The organism is Pedobacter sp. (assembly GCF_037719805.1).
GTDB lineage: Bacteria > Bacteroidota > Bacteroidia > Sphingobacteriales > Sphingobacteriaceae > Pedobacter.
Genome location: NZ_JBBJLZ010000004.1, coordinates 467568 through 491105, shown reverse-complemented (window position 1 = coordinate 491105; position 23538 = coordinate 467568). Strand labels below are relative to the sequence as shown.

The following is a 23538-nucleotide window of genomic DNA, read 5'->3' as shown; positions in this document are numbered from 1 at the left end:
TTTAACAAATTCCATTATTTTCGTGCATGATAAAACGAATGTTCCTGCTGTTGTTTAGCATAATGCTGATGGGCTCCTGTAAAGAAAAAGTAAAGGAGAATAGTCAGGCAGACCGCGCTGATCCCCATTCATTCTCCAGGCCTGATCTAGCCGTAGTTAAACATCTGGATTTAGTTGTTAACGTCGACTTTGCTAAGCAACAGATTGGTGGTAAAGCGACATGGACGATCGACAATGTGAGTGCAGGTACAGATATTGTTTTTGATAACAACAACTTAAGCATTAGTAAAATAACGCTTGGCAAAGAGGAACAGGAAACTACCTTCAAGCTTGGCACAAAAGAAGCGTATTTAGGGACTCCATTACATGTTGCTATTGAAAAAGATACCAAAATTATAAACATATATTATACTACTAACGCACACGCGGCAGCACTTCAATGGCTCAATCCTCAGCAAACTGCAGGTAAAAAACAGCCCTACCTTTTTACACAGTCAGAAAGCATAGCTGCGCGTAGCTGGATTCCTTGTCAGGACAGTCCCGGTATTCGCTTTACTTACAATGCAACCGTCACTGTGCCTACACAACTTCTGGCTTTGATGAGTGCAGAGAACCCTCAGGTTAAGAACGACAAGGGTAGCTACCAATTCAGGCAGACCAAAGCTATTCCATCTTATTTGCTTGCACTGGCTGTAGGAGATATCGCGTTTAAAAAAGTTGATGATCGTACCGGTGTTTATGCTGAACCAGCGGTTTTGGATAAGGCCGCCTACGAATTTGCAGATATGGGCAAGATGGTCACTGTAGCAGAAAAGCTATATGGTCCTTATCGCTGGGGCAGGTATGATTTGCTGGTCTTGCCACCAAGCTTTCCATTTGGTGGTATGGAAAATCCTAACCTTAACTTCATTACGCCTACCATTATTGCTGGTGACCGGTCATTAGTCAGTATCATTTGTCATGAGTTAGCCCATAGCTGGAGCGGTAATTTGGTTACGAATGCTACCTGGAATGATTTCTGGCTAAATGAAGGCTTCACGAACTACTTTGAACGCCGTATAGATGAGGCACTCTACGGTAAAGAAGAAGCAGAGATGCAGGAGGAATTTGCAAGAAGGGCGTTGGGAGAGGCTGTCAACGAGTTGGCCGAACATCCTGAAGATACTTATCTAAAGACAATTTATAAAGGAAGAAATCCAGACGAGGGGACGAATGACATTGCTTACGAAAAAGGCTATTTTTTTCTGAGAGTAATTGAAGACGCTGTGGGAAGAAAGAAGTTTGACGCTTTTTTGAAAGGGTATTTTGATGCACATGCATTTAAGTCTGTATCTACTGAAAATTTCATGACTTACCTTAATCAGCACCTGATTAATGGGGATATGGCGATTGAAAAGAAAATTAGAGCGAAGGACTGGGTTTACGGACCTGGAATACCATCTAATATCGTCTATAGTAAGAATCTTTTCAAAGAGGGAGGTCAATTCGCTAAGATTGATGAAATGCTGCTGATCTGGAATAATAACCCGATGTATAATCCCATGGTATTCAGGGAGGAAGTGGTTACCAGCAATGCGAAGAAGTATTTGCTAAGCAGGCTTCCAGAAAATGTGACTTATGAGCAGATGGATTATATGGATAAGACATTCAATTTCAGTGCATCAAACAACACAGATATACAACTTGCCTGGTACCTGCTTGCCATACGACATAAATACACGCCCGCAAATAAACGTATCGCTCAATATTTAGTAGAGAACGGGCGGATGTGGCACATCATTCCGCTATATAAAGAACTATTGAAGTCCCCGGAAGGAAAAAAGCGGGCTAAAGAAATCTATAAAGTCGCCCGGGCCAACTATCATCCTATGACTTATACTGCACTGGACAAACTATTCAAATGATGTTGATTGGTGCGGAGATATTCATTGAACCCGGTCAGACGGAGTCAGAGATTTATAGTTGGTTTGAAACCATGCAGAAATATGGGCTAAGGCTTACCCGGGTACGGATGTTTGAGAACTACATGCGACAGGGAGAGGTGTGGGACTTTAGCCTGTTTGACATTGCTTTTAAGGCGGCAGAAAAGTATGAGATTAAGATTTATGCCAACTTGTTTCCTAAGACTGATTTCTCTGATGTAGGTGGTTTTAAATTCCCTGAAACGAAAGCGCATTTGATTGAAATTGCCAATTATATTCAACACGTTGTGCAGCACTTTGATCAGTTTAGCTCATTGTACGGTTGGGTTCCGATTAATGAACCGGGCTCTGGATACTTTCCGGAGGGGGTGTTTACTGGTGATATGTTTCAGGAATGGAAAGACCGCTGGCAAAAGCCGTTTTATGACTCAAGGGGCTTTGTAACGCTGGATCTGTCAAAGAAAAGATTTCTGGTCAGTCACAATACCTGGTTCATCAAATGGCTTACTGAAGAGATCAGGAGATATGATTTGGGAAGGCCCATCCATGTTAATAACCATGACATTTTTAGGAATGCTGCTGAATATGATTTTCCTTCCTGGCGTGAATTTTTAACAAGTTTAGGTGGTTCTGCACATGCAAGTTGGCACTTTGATTACTTCGATCGGGCTCAATTTGCAGTCGCAATGTCAGCAAATGCCGAAATGCTGCGGTCTGGCGCCGGACCGATACCATGGTTTATGACCGAACTACAAGGAGGAAACAATACCTATAGTGGAAAGCGCCCATTATGTCCGACCAAAGAGGAAATTGCCCAATGGCTTTGGATCAACATAGGTTCGGGGAGTCGAGGTGGCATGTTTTGGTGTCTAAATCCTAGGAGGTCAGGCTTCGAAGCAGGAGAGTGGGCCATGCTTGATTATTTCAACGAGCCGACTGATCGTTTACTGATGGCCGCACAAGTGAGCCATACGGTTTCTGCATATGATGATTTCTTTTCAGATTTTAAGGTGGAAGATTCTGGGATTAGCGTGCTTTATACGAAGGAGTCTTTATGGATAGAGGAGGCGCTTCAAATTAAAGGAGTGGACCTGGAAGGTAGAATGGTTGGAGGCGTTATCAAATCAGCACTAAGTTACTTTGAAGCATTGTCCGAATTGGGTATTCATGCCTCATTTAACGAGATCGGAGAATATGATTTCGAAAAAAGCGATTTCAGTGGACAAGCAATCATTCTTTCCCATCAAATAAGTATCCCTTCAAGGTATTGGGATCCGTTAATGAATTTTGTAGCTAAGGGAGGTAAGTTGATCATTGATGGCTTAACTGCGTACTACGATGAAAATGCCTATTGCTTACTGGGATCAGGTTTTCCTTTTAAAGCCTGCTTCGGTGCCTCAGTGCGCGAGTTCAAGTTGGTTGACGACTTATTCGACCTGCCGATTGATGTCGGTAATCTTATATTACAATCTCATTTGTGGCGGGGTACGCTACAATTAGACACTGCTGTATCAATAGCAAAGACTGAGCTTGACTTGGTTGAAGCCGAGATCTATGGCTGCAGAAATTATTTCGGAAAGGGCCGCGTGGTATGGATCCCTTCGCTTTTGGGACTTGGATCAAGAATTACTGGGGACTACGAAGATCTTTGCTCGTTCTTGCATGAAGAGTTGAAAGACATCATCGTTGAGCTTCCCTTAAGTTTTTCTGTTCATCAGCCAGGCGTCATATTGAAGCTGATTCGAAACGGCTCACGGTACTTATCGGTGCTTGTAAATAAATCAGGCGCTAATCAGAATTTACAATTAGATATTAATGGGTTGAACTATGTGGGCATTGCTTTCAGCTCAGATCCTTCAAGCACGTTTTCAGAGACGGCCTCTTATTTAAAGTCAGAGGAGACAGTCGTTGTAGAATGGAAAGCGAAGTCTTAACTTCGCGGATGCTTGAAATTGTATATCAGGATGACCATATCATCGCTATAAATAAGCCTCATGGATTATTGGTCCATCGCTCCTCCATTGCAAATGATGCGAAAGAATTTGCTTTGCAGCTTCTAAGGGATCAGGTAGGCAGGCATGTGAGTCCGGTCCATAGGCTTGATCGCAAAACTGGAGGCTTATTGCTTTTTGCGTTTGAAAAGGACGTAGAGATCGCCTTACATCAACAATTCCAGAACGGCCAGGTCATAAAGAAATATCTAGCTTTACTGAGAGGCCATAGTCCGGATCATCAAGAGATCGACTATCCTCTGGCCAAAGAAAACGGAACCATACAAGAGGCTTTTACGTCGTTTTTTACACTGAAGCGAGCAGAGTTAAATATCCCCTTCGGGAAACATGAAACTTCCAGATACTCTCTGGTTGAAGCTTCCCCGACAACTGGAAGAATGCACCAACTGCGCAGACACTTTGCACATATTTTTTATCCTATCATTGGAGACAGAAAACATGGATGTAATAAGCAGAACAGGTTTTTTAAGGAGCAGTGGGACATGACTACCATGTTATTGCATGCTTCGGAATTAACGTTTAAGCATCCTGTAACTGGTGAAACAATAGCCTTAACTGCAGAGATTAGTGATGAATTTCGAAGAGTTAATAACCTAATGAACTGGTAGGTTTTAATTTGTTAAGCCGCAATTCTCTGGAGAATAACTTTGCAGGGGATAGAAGAAGTCACTAAAACATGATGCCTTTTCCGTAGCGGAATGGTGAGGTAATCGCCAGGTAGGAGCTTGTGTACATCATCTTCAATGTGGATGGAGCAAGTGCCTTCTATGATCAAAAACTTTTCATATTCGTGATCATGTACTTCTTGTGGTGCCATAGACTTGATCCATGCAATCGCAGTCATGCCCTTCGCATCGTTGTAAAGTATTTTAGCAAAGACGTCATCAAAATTGTCAGGAAGCGTCATGTCCGGGCGGTTTAACCATGGTAAATACTCTTCGATACTGGAATCTTCATTCAGAATGGGCGGAGCTACAAAGATTTCACCCGCCTTCATGCGATCTATATAGTCAAGGGTAGCCATGAGGAAGGGCTTGATAATAGGATCTGGCTTCACGGCTTCTGCAACTGCGTATTGCTCTAAAGCTAATTCGATAGCATTGATTTCTTGACGAATATCTGGGTAAAGGGTGATAAGATCCTCAATGAGTGTATTCTCACTGGGCTCAGTTACACCTAGTACGTAAAGTTCCAATATTCCGGAGGATAGCAACTCTTCTTTTTCCATGCTTTGATCCTATCCCTTGCCTAAATTTTATTTCGCTGAGATAAGTGCAAATTTAGAGATTTAAATTCAGTAAGCAAAATAGAGTAGAATTGATACATTTGACGGCTATGCGTAAACTTTTACAGAAACTATTTTCAGGTATGGTCATTCGGCTGGCTAACAAGTATAGCTCAAGACCTGACGCGTTGCGGGTTCATGAATCACTAACCGCGCTCTATAATCGCATTCAACTAGAACCGGGAAAAAGAGGATTGATACTTGATCTTTTGGAGACCGACAAATTAATCATTCTATCCGATCAGCATAAGGGAACCAGAAATACTAGCGACGACTTTGCTCTTTCTGAACCTACATATCTGGGGGCTTTGCAGTATTATGATGACCAACAATATATCTATTGTAATCTTGGAGATAGCGAGGAGCTTTGGAAGAACCAACTTTTCGGTGTGCTCAGTGCAAACACAGCGACATTTGAGGCTGAAAAGCGCTTTCTGAAAAGAAAGGCTTATATAAAGCTTTTCGGTAACCATGATCTTTATTGGGATAACGATCCCTTGTCTTGGTTTCAACTCAATAGAATTTATGGGGAACGTGTCAGGATTTATGAAGGCGCAATATTCCGGATGTCAATTGCCGGTACACCATTGTCAATCTTTTTGACTCATGGGCATCAAGGCGACCTGCAAAGTGATGGAAATTGGTTTAGCAAGTGGTTTGTTTCTACCGTTTGGGCACCGCTACAATCATTTCTAAGTTTGAACCCAAACACTCCGGCATACGACAATCAATTAAAGTCAGCACACAACTCAATTATGTATTCATGGACTGCAAAGCAATCAAATCTTGCTTTGATCACCGGTCATACCCATCAACCTGTGTTCAATTCTCTGACACATTTGGAACGTGTTTATATTAAGCTTGATGAGGCAAGGAATAATAAGGATAAGGCTACTATACAAAGTTTAGAGGCCGAACTTATAGCAGGAAAGATAAGTGGTGAACGCAGCCAACGTATTGAAAATTCAAAGAATACCTACTTTAATAGTGGTTGTTGTTGCTATAGCGATGGCGATATCACTGGAATTGAAATCGCGGAAGGAGTAATCCGTTTGGTAAAGTGGAAGTCAGGAGAAGGAATTCCAAAGCGTATTATACTTGAAGAAGCGCCACTGGATTTACTATTAGACAGCAAAGTAAGTACTTAAGACTCACTTTGCTGTCGATAATATTTTTTATTGCTCTGGATACTCGTTTGCAAAGTTCTTGTAACGAGTTTCAGCGTCTTGTTTGTACGCTTTTGCTTTATCGATCCATTCCGGAGCTTTGTCCTTCAAATCATCAGCAATAGATCTTCCTGTAGCCTGATCTTTCTTTGTAATATATTTAATCGCTCCGTAAACTGCGGCGCCGATTAAAGCTGTTTTTATCAATCCCATAATACTTTGTCTTTGTTTGTATTTTCAACAGTTAAGATAATTAAATGTTTTTAAGTTTTTACTATACGCTAAAAAAATGACTATTTTTAAAAGAACCAAATTAATCTACATGAGAGCTTTCCTATTTGCTTGCATACTTTTAGTTGTGAGTAGTTCCATACCATTAAAAGCTCAGCATTCTCCAGTAAGAAACTACAAAATGCAATCTCTAAAGGTCTCGGCAAACAACCGATTCTTAGTCTATGAAGACGGCAAGCCATTTTTTTACCTTGGAGATACCGCCTGGGAGCTATTTCACCGCCTTACATTAAAAGAAGCAGACGTCTATATGGAGAACAGGAGGAGCAAAGGATTTACTGTGTTGCAAGCTGTAGTACTTGCCGAGCTGGATGGCATAGATGAGCCTAATGCAATGGGACATACGCCAATGAGAGATCATAATCCTTCGAAACTCAACGAAGACTATTTTAAAGACATTGACGCTTTCATTCAATTGGCCGCCAGCAAAGGTTTGTATATCGGTCTGTTGCCTACCTGGGCGGACAAAGTCTTTAAGAGCTCCTGGGGAAAAGGGCCGGAGGTATTTAACCGTGAGAATGTGAGGGCATATGGAAAGTTCCTTGGCAGTCGGTATAAAGATCAAAAGAACATTATATGGATCCTTGGCGGCGACCGTAACCCACGGGACAATAATGATGTTGAACTTTGGAATGCCCTTGCTCAAGGAATAACAGAAGGAGTCGGTACTGATCACCAGCCATTAATGACCTATCATCCGCAACCAAAAGAGAATGGGGGCTCATCCACATGGTTTCACAATGAAAAGTGGTTAAGCTTTAACATGATGCAGACTGGCCACTGTACAAACGGCACCAATTACTTGAAAATCGCCTATGATTATAACCTTAAGCCTGCAAAGCCAGTTATAGATGGAGAGCCTCTTTATGAAGACCATCCCATTTGTTTTGACTGGAAAAAGAACGGCTTCTCCGTAGCAGACGACATCCGTAAACTTGCTTATTGGCAAGTATTCGCAGGCGCATTCGGACATACGTACGGTTGTCATGCAGTCTGGCAATTTTATGCAGCTGGCAGGGAACCGGTTAATGCACCACAGCGACCCTGGAATGAGGCAATAGATCTTCCTGGGGCGACCCAGATGGGATACGTAAAGACGCTGATGCTTTCTCAAAGTTTCCTGGACCGAATTCCGGACCAATCTTTAATTGTAGGAGAGAATCCAAATACATCTGAGTATTGTGCTGCTACGAGAGCATCAGATGGTCACTATGCGTTTATTTATACGCCGACAGGCAAAGACTTGACCATTAATACATCTTCATTAGCTGGAACCACCCTTTACGAAAAGTGGTATAACCCTAAAAATGGATCATTTGGTGTTCCCGTGAAAAAGGTTAAAAAGGCGGAAATGGTTTTTAGTCCGCCTTCAAAGGGCAACAATAACGATTGGGTATTGGTGTTAACTACTAAGCGCTAACCTATTAAAGTTTTCTGGCTTCTTTTTGAGGTCTGATGATTAATCTCAGCGTTGGATCATTGGTGACGAAACTCCAGAACCAATTAAAAGCTAGCTTACCTTTATTTCTGAAACCTGCTATAGGTATAATATGAATAAATAGCCAAACGATCCAGGCAAAGAATCCTTTGAAAAATCCTTTAGGCAGATCAACCACAGCCTTGAATTTGGCAATGATGGCCATGCTGCCCTTATCATGGTAGCGGAAGGCCTTCATAGGTTCGCCTTTTTGCAAGTTCAACAAGTTACCTGCCAAAAGTTTACCTTGTTGAATCGCCACTTGTGCAAGTTGTGGATGTCCACCAGGGAACTTTTCATCAGTGACCATCATGCATTGGTCTCCAATAGCAAATATATTTTCTGAATTTAAGAGCTTGTTATGTTGGTCAACTAAAAGTCTACGGCCACGTCCAACTGCCTCTGCTGGTAAGCCAGGAACAGCTCTCGCGATAACTCCGGATGCCCATATTAATGTAGCAGTGCTAATCGTTTCGCCATTGCCAAGAATTACTTTGTCTTCCACATAGTCTTTAACCAAAGTCTTCATCAGGATATTTACACCTAGCTTGTTCAGGACTTTGTATGCTTCTTCCTGAGATTTCTTGCTCATAGGGCCAAGCAGCGTATCTCCAGCATCAACAAGGAAGATCCTTTTCTGGCCCTTCTTCGCAGTAGGATAGTCCTTAGTGATAATATTTGTTCCCATTTCAGCTAACATGCCTGCAAGTTCAACTCCAGTCGGTCCGCCACCGGCGATCACCACATTTGCCAGGCGTTCCTTATCGCGTGGATCAGTTGCGCGTACTGCTTCCTCGAGACGCAATAAAACATGATTTCTCATTTGCAGTGCGTCATCAATGGTCTTCATAGGTAAGGCCTTGTCTTTAACGTTTTCCATACCAAAGAAATTTGTTTCCGTACCCATTGCCAATACGAGGTAATCGTAAGTTAATGAACCGTTCTCTGTTTCAATAGTATTATTGGCCTGATCAAGATTTGTTAACCCACCCATGAAAAAAGAAAGGTTTCTCTTACCCTGAAACATTCGCCTGAATGGGTAACTAATATTAGAAGCCTCGATAAAAGCGGTCGAGACTTGATATAGTAGAGGTGGAAAGAAGTGGTAGTTATTTCTATCTACTAATGTCACTTCATACCCATCATGGTCGGCCAGCTTTTTTGCTAGGTTTAATCCGGCGAAACCACCGCCAACGATCACTATTTTTTTAGTAGGAGACATCTTCATGTAGTAAAATTCCTTCTCTTATTGAATTCATTATTGGCAGGTCGAGCTCGCAATCTATCGCTTCACAGTGTTGATGATTCTTTTCATCTAGTTGCAACGTACCTACGCGAGTGTCGCCTTTAAATATTTCATATCTATTGTCTCCTAAGGAATGAACGTCGTAAGTGTAAGCATGACCATCCCGAGCCACTTCTAATTTAAACTGTTCCATAATAAGGTTCATTTTCTATCTGACTAAACAAGATTATTTATCAAATGTTTACTTGAAACACAGGATATGCGTTTAGGTCTGTTGCGCCTCTCCGATAAATTAATATCTTTATAGTTATGAAGGCCATCATCTTTACCCTTCTTATATTTTTCGGTCTTCATGTAGTCGCTCAAAAGACACATCCGCCAAAACGGATTACGATGAGTCAGGGCTTTGGAGTCAACGCTTTCGAATGGGATTTCGAAGACGCTAAGAACTCTTTGGTTATAAATGAGCAGCAATTAGCGGCCATGAAGTCCTTCACAGCAATCAGGCACTACATGGATTGGGAAAAGCTCGAATCGGTTGAAGGAAGCTATACCTTTAATCCTACTGGTAGTGGGGGTTGGAATTATGATGCGCTTTATGAAAGATGTAAAAAAGAAGGTATAGCCGTTTTAGCCTGTCTGAAAACAATACCCAAATGGATGCAAGCATCCTGGCCTGAAGATCAAAGGGACGCTGAAAATGTTCCTGTTAAATTTGGGAAAAGTTTCGCTGATCCCAACTCGTATATTGAACAAGCTAAAGTCGCTTTTCAATTTGTCGCACGTTATGGCAGCAATACCAAAGTGGACTTGAAACTCGTAAGTGTTAATGAGAAGCCCAGGTGGGACAACGATCAGGTTAATAAGGTACGTTTAGGCCTCAATCTAATCCAATATATTGAGTGTGATAACGAGCGTGACAAGTGGTGGAAAGGGCCAAAGGCATTCAGTTCCGGTAAGAATTTCGCAGCAAATCTTTCCGCATTTTATGATGGCAATAGGAATACTATGGGTCCTGGAGTTGGCGTAAAAAATGCAGACCCAAATATTAAAGTGGTGATGGGAGGTCTCGCAAAGCCCGATGTTAACTATTTGAAAGAAATGATTGAATGGTGTCGTATACATCGCGGCTATAATAAGGACGGTTCAATAAATCTTTGTTGGGACGTTATCAATTATCACTATTACACAGGAGATGACAGTTCCCCAACCGGCGGAGAATATGGAAGAGGCAAAGCACCTGAACTATCGAATGCGGAGCGAATCGCTAAAGAATTCGTTGCCGTATCGCAGCAATTTGCAAATAATATGCCTGTGTGGATTACGGAGACGGGTTATGATGTTAACCAGGGTAGCCCACTAAAAGCGATTCCTATTGGAAACAAAACAGCAGAGCAAACACAAGCAGATTGGATACTCAGAACCATTCTACTCCATTTAAGAAACGGGGTCGACAGAGTATTTCTTTATCAAACGTACGACGACAATGCGGAGCTGGTAGGCAAGTTCTCTTCCTCGGGGCTACTGAATACCAATAAGACCAGAAAGCCCGCCGCCGACTACCTGGTTCAGGTCAATAAGCTAATGGGGTCCTATCTGTTTGATCAGGTTTTAGAGCGTTCCTCCACTGTAATTGCTGAAACTTACAAATCAGGCGCTAAAAAGATTTATATATTAACAAAGCCAACCGAAGATGGCAGTTCTGTACCCTACGACCTTTCATTACCTGGCGTAAAGCAAGCGATAATCTACAACCCGCTTCCAGGCTCTGATGTGATGAGCAGCAAAACCGTGTCTGTTGTAAATGGGAAGCTTACACTTTCCGTAACAGAAACTCCCACTTTTATTTTGGTGGTAAAATAAAAGTAGCTAGCTTGCTTCTAACCAAAGAAAACCAGTATGACATTCTCTTCCCCTGTAAATTGTTCACACAATAATCTTCCACTCTTTATTTATTATAGGACTTTTCTTGACATAAATTGTCTTAAGGGATAACCCCGTTGTTTACTTCCCGCTAAACAACTGACATTTTTCAACGCGAACAACTGAATGAACAGAGCTTATATTATAATTGCCGGCCTTTTTTTAGGGGTGGGCTGCAAATCTCCTAGTGCTAATGACGCCACAGATCCGGCAGAAAAACCCCTGTTTTTACTCCTGGATTCAACCAAAACAAACATCCATTTTAGTAACCGGATTACGGAGAGTTTCGACAGAAATATCTTCAATTATCCAGCTTTTTATAACGGCAGTGGTGTTGCTGTTGGGGATTTAAATGGCGACGGTAGAGATGAAGTCTATCTTTCTGGAAACATGGGCGGCAATAAGTTGTATTTCAACCAGGGTGGAATGCAGTTTGTAGACATCACCGACTTATCCGGTACTGCTGGTAGAGTAGAAGGATGGAGGAACGGTGTAAACATGGTCGACGTCAATGGCGATGGAAAGCTTGACATCTATGTCTGTTATTCTGGTGATTTTGACGAAGATACCCGTAGAAATCAGTTGTTTATAAATCAAGGTTTAAATGCCGATGGGATGCCGACCTTTAAGGACGAAGCTGAAGCATATGGATTGGCAGACCCCGCTTACAGTACTCAATCCTACTTTTTTGATTATGATAGGGACGGTGATCTGGATATGCTCCTGGTCAACGAAAACATCAAGGTTCTAAGTAATCTTGACGACATAACAATTCAGGAGTTAAGGAAGAAATCAGATCCGCTTTCAGGATGTAAGTTCTTTAGAAATGATAACAATCACTTTGTCGATGTCACTGCAAAGTCGGGCATAAATCATTCCGTACTCTCGTATGGCTTAAGCGCCTCAATTTCAGATGTTAATGGTGATGGATGGCCAGATATGTACATATCAAATGACTATTCCATACAAGATCATTTATATATAAATAATAAAAACGGAACCTTTACAGATAAACTGAGCTCCAATCTGGATCACATTTCCATGTACTCCATGGGAAACAACATCTCGGATATCAATAATGACGGGAAGCCTGATATCTACACTTTAGATATGATTCCTGAAGATAACAAACGGCAGAAGCTTCTCCAGGGCTTTGATAACTATGAATTCTTTTATTTGAATTTAAGAAACGGCTTGTATTATCAATATATGAGGAACATGTTGCACATCAATAATGGCAATGGAACTTTTAGTGAGGTCGGACAACTATCAGGGGTCTCTAACACAGATTGGAGCTGGGCGCCTTTGTTTGCCGACTTTGACAATGATGGCTGGAAGGATCTCTTCGTAACTAATGGTTACTTGCATGATTTTACCAATATGGATGTAGTGAAATACAATGAAAATTACTTTCGCAGTATTGGGGGAGAGGTCGAATCAAAGCATATTATGGAAATGCTCAGCAAACTTCCTTCATCAGACGTCAAGAATTATATCTATAAAAACAACGGAGATCTAACCTTTACAAATAAGGTTGCTAGTTGGGGATTTGATGCCGGCTCAAATAGCAGCGGAGCAGTGTACTCAGATCTGGATGACGATGGAGACCTTGATTTAATCGTAAACAATCTAAACAAAGCTGCATTTGTTTATCAAAATCAAAGTGACTCTACTAAACACTATCTTAAGGTTAAGTTAAAGGGGCTTAAAGGTAACACGGACGGACTGGGCGCAAAGGTTACCGTATACTATAAGGACAAACTTCAGCTTGTTGACCAGATGCCTGCAAAAGGATACCTATCGAGCGTTTCTTCCTTGCTGCACTTCGGTCTTGGAAAAGAAAAATTTGTAGACTCAGTCAGGGTGGTTTGGGTTACGGGAAAACAACAAGTTATAAAAAAAGTACAGGCTGATTTAACGTTATACGTTAATGAAGCTGAGGCTGCCGGAACTTACAAAGCAATGAAGTCGCCTCTGCCACTATTTGAGAAGGTTAATGCTCCGATCGCTAGTCATCAAAAACCAAACACAATAAACGATTTTAAACGGCAGACGCTGCTCGTAAACGCGCTATCCTTTTTTGGTCCTTGTATGGCAAAAGCCGATGTAAATGGGGATGGCTTAGAAGATGTCTTTGTAGGTGGGGACATCAACACCGCGGGTACAATCTATATTCAGCAAAAGAACGGTCAGTTTAAAGGTAGCACAGAGGGTCTTGAGGTTGATAAGGCTAGTGAGGATGCTGATGCAGTTTTCTTTGACGCCAATAATGACGGTTTCCTTGATCTTTATGTGGCTAGCGGCGGCTATAATAGTTTTGTCGTCGATGATGTGCTCCTTCAAGACAGGCTGTATCTCAATGATGGGAAAGGAATGTTTAAAAAGAGCGGGAATTCCCTTCCGAGCATGCGCTCCAGCAAGAGCTGTGCGCGGGTAGGAGATTTCAATGGCGATGGTAAACCTGATGTGTTTGTAGGCGGGAGGGTCATACCATCAAGGTATCCCGAAGCACCTGAAAGCTATCTGCTGATAAATGATGGTAAAGGTCATTTCACGGACCAGTTAAATAAGATCGCACCGGAGCTTAAGCGAGTAGGTATGGTTACGGATGCGGCCTGGATTGACATGAATGGCGATAAAAAGCAAGATCTACTGATCATAGGAGAGTGGATGCCCATTAAAGCAATGATCAATAGCAATGGTAGGCTGCAGGATAAGTCGACCAAATACTTCGCTAAAGAATATGCTGGCTTTTGGAACCGGTTGAAAGTGGAAGACATGAACGGAGATGGAAAGCCAGATTTAATTTTAGGTAACCATGGTTTAAATAGTCAGTGTAAGGCGACTGAAAAAGAGCCCGCAGAAATGATTTACAAAGACTTTGACGACAATGGGGCAGTTGATCCGATCATGTGTTTTTATATCATGGGTAAAAGTTATCCCTACATTACCCGGGATGAGCTGTTGGACCAGATGAGTGTGATGCGTCCTAGATTTCCAGATTACACAAGCTATGCGAATGCGGGCATGGAGGAGATCTTTACAGAAGAAGAACTTAAAGATGCTAAAAAACTTAAGGCTACTTATTTAAAGACTGCTTACTTTGAGAGCGGCAAGGATGGGAGATTTATTGAGAAGCCACTTCCTATACAAGCTCAGTTTTCACCAGTATTTACCATAACACCAGGTGATTTTGATGGAGATGGCTTTAAGGATTTAGTGCTTTGCGGGAACATCAACCAATCCAGACTAAGGTTTGGAAAATATGACGCCAACCATGGCATTCTTCTTAAAGGCAATGGAAAAGGTAGCTTTATTTATGTGCCACAGCACTTATCCGGACTAGACATTCGTGGCGACGTGAGGAGTGCTATAGTTTTGAATCGCACTCTAATATTCGGAATAAATCAGGAGGAAGTAAAGGCTTTCCAATTCAAGAAACGCACACCACTTTAATTTCATATAAACCATAACCAAACCAAACGAAAATGAAAAGAATTTTAACACTATTAATCGTGTTTTTCATCGCTGCAGATGCCTACTCTCAAGGATGTGTAGCAATAAGAAGCACTGGCGGAATGTGTACACTTACAGGGCACCCGTACAGCACAGAAATGGTCGACGGAAGTTGGGTCTTCAATATGAATACCCGTTATTTCATGTCGAACAAACACTACAACGGAGACGTATATCAAAAAGAAAGAATAGAGAATAAGACAGAAGTGATTAACCATCAGTTTGCTTTTGACCTGGCACTAACCAGAGTGTTTAACAACCGTTGGTCTGCCATGATTGATATCCCTATTATCTCTAATGCCCGTTCTTCATTATATGAACACGGTCGCACAGAGCGACATAGCATGCACTCTTTTGGATTAGGAGACGTTAGACTGGCCGTATACCGCTGGTTAATTAATCCGGAAAAAAGCCATAATTTCAACGTTCAGTTGGGACTAGGTTTCAAGCTTCCTACTGGTGACTACAAGTACACAGATTTTTGGCAAAACGTTGGACCAGGGGGAACACCTGAACTGCGCTCAGTAGATCAGTCCATTCAACTAGGCGATGGTGGTACTGGCATTACAGCAGAATTGAATACCTATTTTAATCCTGTAAGAAACCTGGGCCTATATGGTAATGTATACTATCTAAGTAATCCACGTGAGCAGAATGGGGTGAGGACCTTTAGAGAACTCGTCTCGGCGGCTCTTGTAGATGAATATTACATGAGTGTTCCAGATCAGTACATGGCGAGAGTTGGCGCTAATTATGCGGTATCAAATAAAATTATCGCATCTGCTGGAGCAAGAATAGAAGGTATTCCTGTTTATGATGTGATTGGCAAAAGCGGAGCATTCCGCAGACCAGGGTATGTGGTATCTGTTGAGCCTGGACTGAATTATCAAGCCAACAAAGTGAACTTATATGTTACGGTGCCAACTGCTTTGTATAGAAATAGGACCCAGAGTGTAACCGATAAGATTAGAAGTGCCAGATCCGGTGTCTTTGCAAGGGGCGATGCTGCATTTGCGGACTATTCTATAAACTTCGGAATCTCATTTAGATTGTAAGATCCCGCGTTTACGATCGTCTTGCCGGACGCGGGGATCCCGGAACGGGGTAGAATCGCTATTCCGAGGTACTGAAATAAATTCAGGATGACGGGGTTTGAACCTGTCATTGCCACTTCCTTGTGTTTGCCAAAACACTAATCTAAGGACGGGACGCAAAGGTCTTTAAAAACACTAATCCCTTAAGAAGATCGTATCTTTTTGAGGGATTTTTTGTGTTATTTTTCCTAGATTACATCCTTAATGTTTTTTTATGAGGTACTTATTTGTTTTTATCCTACTATTCACCGCTTTTTCTAATTTAAATGCACAGCAGACTCAAAAACCAGTCCTCCATGGGAAAAACTGGATGGCGATTACTGGGAAACCCTTGGCAGCGACGGCTGGTTCTATGGTTTTTCAGCAAGGCGGTAATGCAGTAGACGCTGCATGTGCAATGTTGGCTGCTACGTGTACCATGTGGGATACCCTAAGCTGGGGTGGCGAAACGCAAGTACTACTCTATAATCCTAAGACTAAAAAAGTAACTGCTATAAACGCAATGGGATTTGCACCTACAGGAGCCACTGTGAAATTCTTTAAAGACAAAGGCTATAATTTCCCGCCAGAATATGGTCCCCTTGCTGCAACAACTCCAGGTACGCCAGGCGGAATAATTTATATGCTGTCTAACTACGGCACCATGAGCCTGGAGAAAGTCCTAGCGCCAGCAATGGAAATGGCTTCCGGATATCCAATTGAAGCCCAGGCTGCAAACACGATGGAAAGACAGAAGGCCATGATTAAAGAGTGGCCTTATAGTAAAAAAGTTTTTCTAACTCATCCAGGAGAGAAGCGTGAAGCACCGGAAGCAGGGGAAGTATTCATCCAGAAAGATCTCTTAAATACGCTGACTAAGATGGTAGAATCTGAAAGGGCAGCACTTAAGCAAGGTAAATCACGTAAGGATGCATTAATGGCCGCCTATGACAGATTTTATAAAGGAGATATTGCAAGGGAATTTGTACGAGGCTGTCAGGAGCAGGGTGGATTGATCACCATGAATGATTTGGCTAATTGGAAGCCTATCGAAGAGTCTGCACTTAGCGTAAACTATAAAGGGGTTGAGGTGTATAAAATGCAACAATGGACTCAAGGGCCGGTAATGCTTCAAGCACTCAATATCCTGGAAAACTTTGACTTGAAATCCATGGGTTATAACAGTGCAAAATACATTCACACTGTATATCAGGCGATGAATCTTGCCTTCGCAGACCGGGACTTCTATTATGGTGATCCTTACCTGCAACCTAGCGAGCCCATTACAGGTTTGTTGAGCAAAGAATATGCAAAAGACAGAGCTAAACTGATCCAGAACCTAAAAAACGATGTCACCATTGGTCCCGGAAACCCATATCCTTATGAAGGTAAGACCAATCCCTATATCAAGCTGTTGAAAGGCCGCGGCTTTGAATTAGATACGACCAAACGTAATTTTGCACCGAAACATGATTTGGGAAATAACTCGACCAATGAAGATTATCAAGACAGGTTGTGGAGAGGCACTACTTCCATAGAAGCTGCTGATAAAGAGGGATGGGTAGTTTCAATCACTCCAAGCGGCGGATGGCTTCCTGCCTGTATCGCAGGGAAAACAGGCGTGGGGATGAGTCAACGGATGCAAAGCTTCGTGCTCGATTCCACGTTGAACCCTTTTAACGTAGTAGCTCCGGGTAAAAGACCGAGGGTTACCCTGTCTCCTTCATTGGCTTTAAAAGACGGCAAGCCTTTTCTAGCCTCTGCGGTTCAAGGCGGGGACACTCAGGATCAGAACTTACTTCAATTCTTTTTAAACGTCACAGAATTCGGGATGAATGTTCAACAGGCTACGGAAGCTGCAAACTTCAATACCAACCAACTCTGGTTGTCACTAGGCGGCACAAAAAGCGAAGATAGAATGCCTAAACCCGGTCAGCTTCTCTTAAAGGACACTACGAAAGATGCCGTTAGGGAGGAATTGAAAAAGATGGGTTATATTCTTAGTTTTGACGACAGAACCAGCGGACCAATTAACGCAATCTATTTTGATTGGAAGCACAATACACTTTGGGGTGGTTCGAGTAATCACGGAGAGGATTATGGAATCGGCTGGTAAAGTTCATCATTAGTTAAATCGTATATGAGAAAATCAATTTACATACTAGGTGTATTAACAGCCGGAGCGCTTTACAGCTGTTCGCAGGGATCTGAAAAGAAAAAAGAAGAAGGTGCAACAAAGCTCGATTCTGCTAATATGCAATGCTATACTGCTGTTGATAGTGTCAATTCTGCAAGTTTAAATCTGATAACAGATAAAGAGGGTAAAGTCACAGGCTCCCTGGTTATCAATTATCAGGACAAGGGCGACAGCCACGGCGACCTCATTGGCAAGTTTCATGGTGATACACTTTTCGTAGATTATTCGTTCCAAATCGGTTCGACGAATAAAACGTTTTACAAAAACCCGCTTGCCTTTTTAAAGAAGGAAAATAAACTGTTTATGGGAGTTGGTCAAATCGAAACCTTTCTTGGGAAATCTTCATTTGTAGATAATAAACGTATTAATTTCGAACGTGGTAGATTTAATTTCTCCTCGTCAGACTGCAAATAACGCATCAGACGTTGAGCATTCTTCGTTAATAATCGACTGGAAAGCTCAGCGTCTTTTTCTAGAGGCCGTCAGTACCACTACGCCTGCTATTAGAATAATACCTCCGACATAAGGAGGCCAGTTTACACTCTTTTCTCTATCTGCGGAGATTTGAATCGGTCCCGCGTCGACTAGCTTTTTTTTCTGGGTATAAGTGAAACCAGTCCATACCAGCATCACTATGCCAAGTAAAATCATTACGAGTCCTATTGTTCTGTTCATTATATTGTTGCTTTCTGTGTTTAGAACAAGGGAAGGCGTCGAAATGTTTACCAACAAAAAAAGCATCCCTTTTGAGGATGCTTTATTAATTTATAAAATGAGTTTAATTAACTGATCTTAACATTAATAGCGTTTAAGCCTTTTTTACCTTGCTCAACGTCGTAGCTAACTGAATCATTCTCACGAATACTATCGATTAGGCCTGAAGTGTGTACAAAGATTTCAGCGTCACCATTAGCTGGTACGATAAATCCAAAACCTTTTGTCTCATTGAAAAATTTTACTGTTCCTTGTTGCATTATATTGTAAATTAAATATTCACAAATATACACTTATAATTGGATTATAGCATTATTTCTAAAAATAATTAAATATTACTGATAACAATCCTTTTAAAGATGTACCTCGAACAGCGCTCTATTTAAGATTCGATAGATAAGTCTCCAGAATGCTTTTCAAATAAAGCTCCGGCTTCGGCATCGTAATCACAGTCCCCGGCTCCTTATCTTGTGACTGCTTAATGTAATTTGCTTTAATCTTTCCCCAGTCCTTTGAATACAACTGTATGAACATTTCTACAAACTGTTTGTCGTTATATTTCTTAGGAAGTTTACTTAAAACGTCCTCAATCTTTTGCTCTTTATTATGTAATACTGCCATGGTGCTCGGTTTGCTTTTCGTGCCAAAAATACAAATATTGTTCACCTTATGTTAAGAGAATGTTTTTAATAAATGGAAACGCGGCCATTTGGGTCGTTTTTTAACCAGGCACAAGACCTTGAATTGCATCCGACTCATAAACATAAAAACCTACTAACTCTGTTTTTGAGACCTTTGCCATCGCCATAGCAACGGTTCTTGCGGCTATGCTCCTGTATTTTTTCAAGCCTCCAATCATTAAAGGGTTTATTATTTTGCTCAACCCCTGCATCAGCCCTTCGGCAAAACGTTGTTCTTTTCGTTCACCGGTAAGAAGTGAAGGGCGGTATATTACTAATCCATGAACTTTTGCTGCGCTAACATCCTCTTCAGTTTCTCCTTTCATTTTAGTATAAAAGTTTGATGAATCTTTGTTGGCACCAATTGATGACACCAGGTGAAACTGATCAATACCATTTGCGACTGCTAGCTCAGCGAGCTTAACCGGATAATCGTGATCAATCTTTCTATATTGACTTAGATCAGGTGTTTTCTTTCTAGTTGATCCCAGACAGCAGAAAATAACATTACCATTAAGGAGATGTGCGTAATCATTTAACTTGTCAAAATCAATGGCAATCTGATTTAACTTGGTGTGGGTATGTCCGATAGGAGTTCTCACTAACGCCACAACTTCTGAGTATTCTGCGTCTTCCAGTAAGATCTTTAAAAGCTCAGAACCGATGAGTCCCGAAGCACCTGCAACAATTGCCTTTTTGCTCATAATTATTTTATAGTTTAGGATTACTATTACCCTTTTGCCATTTAAACAATTCTAATTAATATGTGTTTACATGATTACCAAGATAAATTAGACATGCATTATAAACAAGAAGTCCGCTGGATAGATAGTGAAAACATCAATATGGAAGAATATTATGTGGTAGAATACTGGGCCAACAAATTCGATGTTAAGCCAGAAGTGTTAAAACAGGCGGTTAAAGCGATAGGTCCGACAGTTGATGGCGTTAGGAAGTACCTGAAGAAATAGTTATTCTAATCGGTATCTTTGTATCGTAATTTATTCCCTATAAACTATGAGAAAGATACTGCTGATGCTATGCCTTTTGGTATCATCAACCCAATACACTAGTGCCCAAACACAGTTGAAAGCTGGAAAATGGCTTGCTTCTTTAAAACGCGAAGATGGGCACAACATCCCGATTCAACTCCTCGTTGAAACTAAAAATGCTAAACAAGCTATATATATTGTTAACGGTTCAGAAAAGTTAAAGACTGATGCTCCGGTAGTTGAAGGAGATTCAATAATTATTAGAATGCCTGTTTTCGAATCTTGGTTCAAATTTAAACTTTCTGGTAACAACAAGCTAAATGGCAAGTGGGTAAAAGGAGGTTCGGTTAAAGATATTGTCGTTCCCTTTCACGCTCAGGCTGTAGCAAGTACAAATTCTACAGTTGAAAAGCCTGCATCCAAAAACCTTACTGGAAAATGGGATATACAGTTTACCAAACCGGATCAAACTAAAAGGCCTGCAATTGGCAACCTTACCCAAAAAGGCAACCTGTTATCTGGTTCGGTTCTCACGCCAACGGGCGACTATCGTTTCATGGCTGGTGTTGTTGAAGGCAATTCGCTTACGCTCTCTACCTTCGATGGTGTTCATGCGCTATTGTTCGAAGGCAAAATTGCCGCTGATACCATCTCCGGTAACTTTTATAGTAGTGTTTCACCAGTTGAGTCCTGGACTGCAGTTAAGGATGAAAAGGTGAAATTGGATGCACCGGTTACTACCATTAAAGAAGGAAGTGACGGGAAACTTGCATTTAGCTATCTTGATCTCGAGGGAAAAGAAGTTTCTTTACAAAGCGACCGATACAAGAACAAAGTTGTGATTATTCAGCTAATGGGTTCGTGGTGCCCCAATTGTATGGATGAAATGGCTTTTTTAAGTGACTATTACCGGAAGAATAAGAGCAGGGGAGTAGAAGTGATCGCTCTAGCTTATGAATTGAGCACTGATAAAGAAAGGTCTCGGAAAAGTCTTCAAAGATTCCAAAAACAATTCAATGTTGAGTATCCGATCTTAAATACAGGCGTCACTGTTGGTGATAAACAGCGAACTGAGAAGACGTTGCCCCAGCTTTCAGAGATCAAAGTATTTCCCACTTCACTCATACTTGATAAAAAAGGTGTAATAAAAGAGATTAACACATCTTTCTATGGCCCGGGCACCGGTGAATATTTTTTAACGTATAAGGCAAACCTAGAAAGCACGATAAATAAATTAATAGCAGAAAAGTAATTTTGTTGGGTTACCTTTTTTACTAACTGGTATTAACCCATGAAACTTAGTCAAAACTTAAAACAAAACATTATGAAAAATCTATTTAAATTCGGCTTTTTAGCTCTAGCAATTTCTTTATCTGCAGCTGCTTGTTCATCTGATAAATCAGGCGAAGCAACTGATTCAACTATGACTGACACAAGTATGTCAACTGTTGATACTTCAATGACAACTGACACTGCAACAATGGATACTGCAGCAACTACGACTACAGATACAACTAGCATGTAATCTAGCTCGCTAGTTAAAAAAAGCCTGTTCACAAGAACAGGCTTTTTTTATACCCAAAATATCGTAGCCTATGCCAACCTGGTTCCAAAAATACATAAGACTTGTCGGTTTCATTATCTTATCAGGGGTAGTCTTAGCTTGCGATTCCGGACAGCCGGTCCATCTTCCCAAAGTCACTTACATTGCCTCTTTGAAAGGCGACACCGCCATCGCGACTATCGAGGAGTCTAAGTCACTGTTCAAGGGGGTATTAGAGATTCGATACAAGAGCGGATACAAGGATTCAGGCAATGTGAAAGGGTTCATAAAAGGCGATACGCTGATGGGAGAGTACCATTTTCAACGATACTGGTTACCAGTATGGAAACGAAATCCTATCATTTTTTTAAGAAAAGGAGACAAGCTTATCATGGGCAAGGGAGTAGTCACACACACCATGGGCATTCCTCATTATAACAACAAGTTTCCAGTTGATTATACAGAAAGTAACAGTTTTGTATTTCGCAGCGCGATTAAATAGTTTATTTTCAGAAAGAGAAAGAATTTCCTCTAATTATTTTAAAAGGAATTACTATTTCAGGTTATTATTATAAATTGCTGATAATAAGCCGACCAACTGATGAAATTAACTATCACCAATCTCTCCAAGACGTATGCAAATGGCGTACATGCCTTAAAAAATATCAACTTGACCATTAACTCGGGAATGTTTGGCTTATTAGGGCCAAATGGTGCGGGAAAGTCAAGTCTTATGCGGACAATCTCTACTTTACAGGAGCCCGATTCCGGTAGCATTCAACTTGGATCCATCGATGTACTTACTCAAAAAGATGCGTTAAGGAGGACGTTAGGTTACTTACCTCAGGAGTTCGGCGTATATCCTAAAATTTCAGCCGAAGACCTTTTAAATCATCTGGCTGTGCTTAAGGGGATCAACAGCAATGCAGCCAGGAAAGATCTGGTTACAAGCCTTCTTCACAAAACCAACTTATACAACGACCGCAAAAAACACCTTTCCGGATATTCTGGCGGAATGAAGCAAAGATTTGGTATTGCCCAGGCTTTGCTGTCTAATCCAACGCTAATCATTGTGGATGAGCCGACAGCAGGCTTAGATCCTGCAGAACGAAACCGCTTCCTCAACCTCCTGGGAGAGTTGAGCGAGGATACCATTGTTATACTCTCCACGCATATTGTGGAAGATGTAAAAGAGCTTTGTACGGATATGGCTATCATCAATAAAGGCGAAGTGTTGATGCAAGGTCACCCGCTCTTGGCATTAAATGATATCAAAGGTAAGATCTGGCGCAAGCGTGTTGAGAAAGGGGAGGCGGATAGCTACGCCTCAACGCTAAATGTAATCTCCAATAAGCTGGTATCTGGAAAGCCTACCTTGCATGTGTTATCAGATACGGATCCGGGCTCTGGCTTCGAGGGGGTTGAACCCGATCTGGAGGATGTGTACTTCTCATTTATTTCAAAAATAAAACCTCAAGTGATAACTTCTAATTCTTAGGAT

23 protein-coding genes are annotated in these 23538 nt (G+C 41.4%); 15 read left to right on the top strand and 8 right to left on the bottom strand.

Features of this window, described 5'->3' with window-relative positions:
* Window positions 1-26 precede the first annotated feature (26 nt).
* From WKF66_RS15385 to WKF66_RS15375, 3 genes are read left to right on the top strand one after another with little or no spacing between them, the layout of a single operon-like run.
* Window positions 27-1904 (top strand): M1 family metallopeptidase, encoded by a 1878-nt coding sequence (locus WKF66_RS15385; RefSeq protein WP_489675358.1) that lies wholly within the window; start codon window positions 27-29, stop codon window positions 1902-1904.
* Window positions 1901-3856 (top strand): beta-galactosidase trimerization domain-containing protein, encoded by a 1956-nt coding sequence (locus tag WKF66_RS15380; RefSeq protein ID WP_489675357.1) that lies wholly within the window; start codon window positions 1901-1903, stop codon window positions 3854-3856. Before WKF66_RS15385 ends, WKF66_RS15380 begins: the two co-directional genes overlap by 4 nt.
* 8 nt (window positions 3857-3864) lie before the next feature.
* Entirely contained in the window at window positions 3865-4542 is a 678-nt protein-coding gene (locus WKF66_RS15375) for a pseudouridine synthase (RefSeq protein ID WP_489675356.1), read from the top strand.
* Between the two features lie 11 nt (window positions 4543-4553).
* Here WKF66_RS15375 and WKF66_RS15370 read toward each other — a convergent pair whose 3' ends face one another.
* Window positions 4554-5162: a cupin domain-containing protein gene (locus WKF66_RS15370; RefSeq protein WP_489675355.1), complete on the bottom strand. Its 609-nt coding sequence runs from the start codon at window positions 5160-5162 to the stop codon at window positions 4554-4556.
* 107 nt (window positions 5163-5269) lie between these two features.
* Here WKF66_RS15370 and WKF66_RS15365 point away from each other — a divergent pair, with 107 nt between their 5' ends.
* Window positions 5270-6367 carry a metallophosphoesterase gene (locus WKF66_RS15365; protein ID WP_489675354.1) on the top strand — a complete coding sequence of 366 codons (1098 nt, stop codon included), beginning with the start codon at window positions 5270-5272 and terminating at the stop codon, window positions 6365-6367.
* A gap of 27 nt (window positions 6368-6394) precedes the next feature.
* On the opposite strand, the gene WKF66_RS15360 is transcribed toward WKF66_RS15365, so the two are convergent.
* Window positions 6395-6598, bottom strand: coding sequence for a YtxH domain-containing protein (locus WKF66_RS15360; RefSeq protein WP_489675353.1), 204 nt, complete (start codon window positions 6596-6598; stop codon window positions 6395-6397).
* Window positions 6599-6707: 109 nt separating this feature from the next.
* Here WKF66_RS15360 and WKF66_RS15355 point away from each other — a divergent pair, with 109 nt between their 5' ends.
* A complete protein-coding gene (locus WKF66_RS15355; protein ID WP_489675352.1) occupies window positions 6708-8096 on the top strand; it encodes a glycoside hydrolase family 140 protein in 1389 nt (462 codons plus the stop codon).
* 4 nt (window positions 8097-8100) lie between these two features.
* Here the strand turns inward: WKF66_RS15355 and WKF66_RS15350 are convergent, their stop codons facing one another.
* Both WKF66_RS15350 and WKF66_RS15345 read right to left on the bottom strand, forming a co-directional pair.
* Window positions 8101-9375: an NAD(P)/FAD-dependent oxidoreductase gene (locus WKF66_RS15350; RefSeq protein WP_489675351.1), complete on the bottom strand. Its 1275-nt coding sequence runs from the start codon at window positions 9373-9375 to the stop codon at window positions 8101-8103.
* Complete coding sequence (locus WKF66_RS15345) at window positions 9362-9592, bottom strand: hypothetical protein (RefSeq protein WP_489675350.1); 231 nt, start codon at window positions 9590-9592, stop codon at window positions 9362-9364. The genes WKF66_RS15350 and WKF66_RS15345 overlap by 14 nt, the downstream gene beginning before the upstream one ends.
* Window positions 9593-9708: 116 nt before the next feature.
* On the opposite strand from WKF66_RS15345, the gene WKF66_RS15340 reads away from it, so the two are divergent.
* From WKF66_RS15340 to WKF66_RS15320, 5 genes are all read left to right on the top strand, one after another.
* Entirely contained in the window at window positions 9709-11262 is a 1554-nt protein-coding gene (locus WKF66_RS15340; RefSeq protein WP_489675349.1) for a glycoside hydrolase family protein, read from the top strand.
* Window positions 11263-11448: 186 nt separating this feature from the next.
* Entirely contained in the window at window positions 11449-14778 is a 3330-nt protein-coding gene (locus WKF66_RS15335; RefSeq protein ID WP_489675348.1) for a VCBS repeat-containing protein, read from the top strand.
* A 32-nt stretch (window positions 14779-14810) separates the two neighbouring features.
* On the top strand, window positions 14811-15893 hold the full coding sequence (locus tag WKF66_RS15330; protein WP_489675347.1) for a transporter: 1083 nt from the start codon (window positions 14811-14813) through the stop codon (window positions 15891-15893).
* A 253-nt stretch (window positions 15894-16146) separates the two neighbouring features.
* Window positions 16147-18027 carry a gamma-glutamyltransferase family protein gene (locus tag WKF66_RS15325; RefSeq protein ID WP_489675346.1) on the top strand — a complete coding sequence of 627 codons (1881 nt, stop codon included), beginning with the start codon at window positions 16147-16149 and terminating at the stop codon, window positions 18025-18027.
* A 24-nt stretch (window positions 18028-18051) separates the two neighbouring features.
* Window positions 18052-18522, top strand: a complete 471-nt coding sequence (locus WKF66_RS15320) for a hypothetical protein (protein WP_489675345.1) — start codon at window positions 18052-18054, stop codon at window positions 18520-18522.
* A 45-nt stretch (window positions 18523-18567) separates the two neighbouring features.
* Here the strand turns inward: WKF66_RS15320 and WKF66_RS15315 are convergent, their stop codons facing one another.
* The 4 genes from WKF66_RS15315 to WKF66_RS15300 form a co-directional block, all read right to left on the bottom strand.
* Entirely contained in the window at window positions 18568-18783 is a 216-nt protein-coding gene (locus WKF66_RS15315) for a YidH family protein (protein ID WP_489675344.1), read from the bottom strand.
* A 107-nt stretch (window positions 18784-18890) separates the two neighbouring features.
* Window positions 18891-19082, bottom strand: a complete 192-nt coding sequence (locus WKF66_RS15310; RefSeq protein WP_410887682.1) for a cold-shock protein — start codon at window positions 19080-19082, stop codon at window positions 18891-18893.
* Between the two features lie 118 nt (window positions 19083-19200).
* Complete coding sequence (locus WKF66_RS15305) at window positions 19201-19443, bottom strand: hypothetical protein (protein ID WP_489675343.1); 243 nt, start codon at window positions 19441-19443, stop codon at window positions 19201-19203.
* A gap of 100 nt (window positions 19444-19543) precedes the next feature.
* Window positions 19544-20206, bottom strand: coding sequence for an oxidoreductase (locus tag WKF66_RS15300; RefSeq protein WP_489675342.1), 663 nt, complete (start codon window positions 20204-20206; stop codon window positions 19544-19546).
* A 93-nt stretch (window positions 20207-20299) separates the two neighbouring features.
* Here WKF66_RS15300 and WKF66_RS15295 point away from each other — a divergent pair, with 93 nt between their 5' ends.
* The 5 genes from WKF66_RS15295 (at window position 20300) to WKF66_RS15275 (ending at window position 23535) form a co-directional block, all read left to right on the top strand.
* Window positions 20300-20473, top strand: a complete 174-nt coding sequence (locus WKF66_RS15295; protein ID WP_489675341.1) for a DUF3606 domain-containing protein — start codon at window positions 20300-20302, stop codon at window positions 20471-20473.
* 46 nt (window positions 20474-20519) lie between these two features.
* Complete coding sequence (locus tag WKF66_RS15290; RefSeq protein WP_489675340.1) at window positions 20520-21746, top strand: peroxiredoxin family protein; 1227 nt, start codon at window positions 20520-20522, stop codon at window positions 21744-21746.
* 39 nt (window positions 21747-21785) lie between these two features.
* On the top strand, window positions 21786-22019 hold the full coding sequence (locus WKF66_RS15285) for a hypothetical protein (protein ID WP_489675339.1): 234 nt from the start codon (window positions 21786-21788) through the stop codon (window positions 22017-22019).
* A gap of 70 nt (window positions 22020-22089) precedes the next feature.
* Entirely contained in the window at window positions 22090-22539 is a 450-nt protein-coding gene (locus WKF66_RS15280) for a hypothetical protein (RefSeq protein WP_489675338.1), read from the top strand.
* 99 nt (window positions 22540-22638) lie between these two features.
* Window positions 22639-23535, top strand: coding sequence for an ABC transporter ATP-binding protein (locus tag WKF66_RS15275; RefSeq protein WP_489675337.1), 897 nt, complete (start codon window positions 22639-22641; stop codon window positions 23533-23535).
* The last annotated feature ends 3 nt before the right edge of the window (window positions 23536-23538 follow it).

Bases quoted from the DNA above. Each gene is read 5' to 3' on its own strand.
- WKF66_RS15280 (WP_489675338.1), top strand. From the start codon at position 22,090: ATGCCAACCTGGTTCCAAAAATACATAAGACTTGTCGGTTTCATTATC.
- WKF66_RS15300 (WP_489675342.1), bottom strand. From the start codon at position 20,206: ATGAGCAAAAAGGCAATTGTTGCAGGTGCTTCGGGACTCATCGGTTCT.
- WKF66_RS15380 (WP_489675357.1), top strand. From the start codon at position 1,901: ATGATGTTGATTGGTGCGGAGATATTCATTGAACCCGGTCAGACGGAG.
- WKF66_RS15320 (WP_489675345.1), top strand. From the start codon at position 18,052: ATGAGAAAATCAATTTACATACTAGGTGTATTAACAGCCGGAGCGCTT.
- WKF66_RS15370 (WP_489675355.1), bottom strand. From the start codon at position 5,162: ATGGAAAAAGAAGAGTTGCTATCCTCCGGAATATTGGAACTTTACGTA.
- WKF66_RS15325 (WP_489675346.1), top strand. From the start codon at position 16,147: ATGAGGTACTTATTTGTTTTTATCCTACTATTCACCGCTTTTTCTAAT.
- WKF66_RS15350 (WP_489675351.1), bottom strand. From the start codon at position 9,375: ATGTCTCCTACTAAAAAAATAGTGATCGTTGGCGGTGGTTTCGCCGGA.
- WKF66_RS15355 (WP_489675352.1), top strand. From the start codon at position 6,708: ATGAGAGCTTTCCTATTTGCTTGCATACTTTTAGTTGTGAGTAGTTCC.
- WKF66_RS15275 (WP_489675337.1), top strand. From the start codon at position 22,639: ATGAAATTAACTATCACCAATCTCTCCAAGACGTATGCAAATGGCGTA.
- WKF66_RS15340 (WP_489675349.1), top strand. From the start codon at position 9,709: ATGAAGGCCATCATCTTTACCCTTCTTATATTTTTCGGTCTTCATGTA.
- WKF66_RS15335 (WP_489675348.1), top strand. From the start codon at position 11,449: ATGAACAGAGCTTATATTATAATTGCCGGCCTTTTTTTAGGGGTGGGC.
- WKF66_RS15310 (WP_410887682.1), bottom strand. From the start codon at position 19,082: ATGCAACAAGGAACAGTAAAATTTTTCAATGAGACAAAAGGTTTTGGA.
- WKF66_RS15345 (WP_489675350.1), bottom strand. From the start codon at position 9,592: ATGGAACAGTTTAAATTAGAAGTGGCTCGGGATGGTCATGCTTACACT.
- WKF66_RS15360 (WP_489675353.1), bottom strand. From the start codon at position 6,598: ATGGGATTGATAAAAACAGCTTTAATCGGCGCCGCAGTTTACGGAGCG.
- WKF66_RS15295 (WP_489675341.1), top strand. From the start codon at position 20,300: ATGCATTATAAACAAGAAGTCCGCTGGATAGATAGTGAAAACATCAAT.
- WKF66_RS15385 (WP_489675358.1), top strand. From the start codon at position 27: ATGATAAAACGAATGTTCCTGCTGTTGTTTAGCATAATGCTGATGGGC.
- WKF66_RS15375 (WP_489675356.1), top strand. From the start codon at position 3,865: ATGCTTGAAATTGTATATCAGGATGACCATATCATCGCTATAAATAAG.
- WKF66_RS15330 (WP_489675347.1), top strand. From the start codon at position 14,811: ATGAAAAGAATTTTAACACTATTAATCGTGTTTTTCATCGCTGCAGAT.
- WKF66_RS15365 (WP_489675354.1), top strand. From the start codon at position 5,270: ATGCGTAAACTTTTACAGAAACTATTTTCAGGTATGGTCATTCGGCTG.
- WKF66_RS15305 (WP_489675343.1), bottom strand. From the start codon at position 19,443: ATGGCAGTATTACATAATAAAGAGCAAAAGATTGAGGACGTTTTAAGT.
- WKF66_RS15285 (WP_489675339.1), top strand. From the start codon at position 21,786: ATGAAACTTAGTCAAAACTTAAAACAAAACATTATGAAAAATCTATTT.
- WKF66_RS15315 (WP_489675344.1), bottom strand. From the start codon at position 18,783: ATGAACAGAACAATAGGACTCGTAATGATTTTACTTGGCATAGTGATG.
- WKF66_RS15290 (WP_489675340.1), top strand. From the start codon at position 20,520: ATGAGAAAGATACTGCTGATGCTATGCCTTTTGGTATCATCAACCCAA.